Raw genomic sequence first — 936 nt, 5'->3', positions numbered from 1 at the left:
GCGCGGATCAGCACGGTCTTGCCCGAGCCGCTGCTGCCGGCGATGGCCATGAGCTCGCCGCGCTCGATACGCAGGTCGAGCCCGTCGTGGATGCGGCGGCCGCCGATCTCGGTGACCAGGTCGCGGGCCTCGATGACCGGCGCGGCCACGTCAGATCCCGAACTGCTGGAAGACGACGGAGAACACGGCATCGGCGATGATCACCAGAAAAATGGACTGAACCACGGCCATGGTCGTCGCGCGGCCCACCTCCTCGGCGCTGCCGCGTACCCGCAGCCCGTGATAGCAGCCGACCATGGCGATGAGCAATGCGAATACCGGCGTCTTGCCGATGCCCGCCCAGAACATGCGTACCGGCACCGCGTAGGGCAGGCGGTCGAGGAAGGTCGCGAAGCTGACGTCGTACAGGCCGTTGGCCACGATCATCCCGCCGAGTACGCCCATGGCGTCCGCCCACACGGCCAGCAGCGGCATGGCCACGGCCAGGGCGGCGACCCGGGGCAGCACCAGCATCTCGTAGGGGGTGATGCCGAGGGTGCGCAGGGCGTCGACCTCCTCGGTGATCTGCATGGTGCCGATCTCCGCGGCGTATGCCGAGCCGGTACGTCCGGCGACGATGATCGCGGCAAGCAGTGGGCCCATCTCGCGCAGCATGGTGATGCCGATGAGGTCGACCAGAAAGACATTCGCCCCGTAGGAGCGCAGCACCGAGCCGCCCTGGTAGGTCATGACCACGCCCATGAGGAAGGCCAGCAGACCGACGATGGGCAGCGCGTACAGCCCGGCCTGCTCGATGCCGGCGACGATCGCGCGCCAGCGCAGGCGGTGGGGCCGGATCAGGCGGGGCAGGACATCCACCGTGAGCTCGCCGGTGAAGGCGAGGAAGCCGGTGACCCGGCCGCCGCGTTCCACCGCGTGGCGGCCGAGCCGGGCCAG

Annotated in this window: 2 protein-coding genes; both read right to left on the bottom strand. The window is 69.7% G+C overall.

Annotated features, from left to right (window positions below; all coding sequences use genetic code 11):
* A partial coding sequence (locus G7A99_RS26020; protein ID WP_371807654.1) for an ATP-binding cassette domain-containing protein occupies positions 1 to 191 on the bottom strand: 191 nt, incomplete at its 3' end.
* A partial coding sequence (locus G7A99_RS21505) for an ABC transporter permease (protein ID WP_163143959.1) occupies positions 151 to 936 on the bottom strand: 786 nt, incomplete at its 5' end. The genes G7A99_RS21505 and G7A99_RS26020, both read right to left, overlap by 41 nt.

Source organism: Arhodomonas sp. KWT (assembly GCF_010993615.1).
The sequence above is the reverse complement of the archived record's forward strand: the minus strand, read 5'-3'. Positions and strand labels throughout refer to the sequence as shown.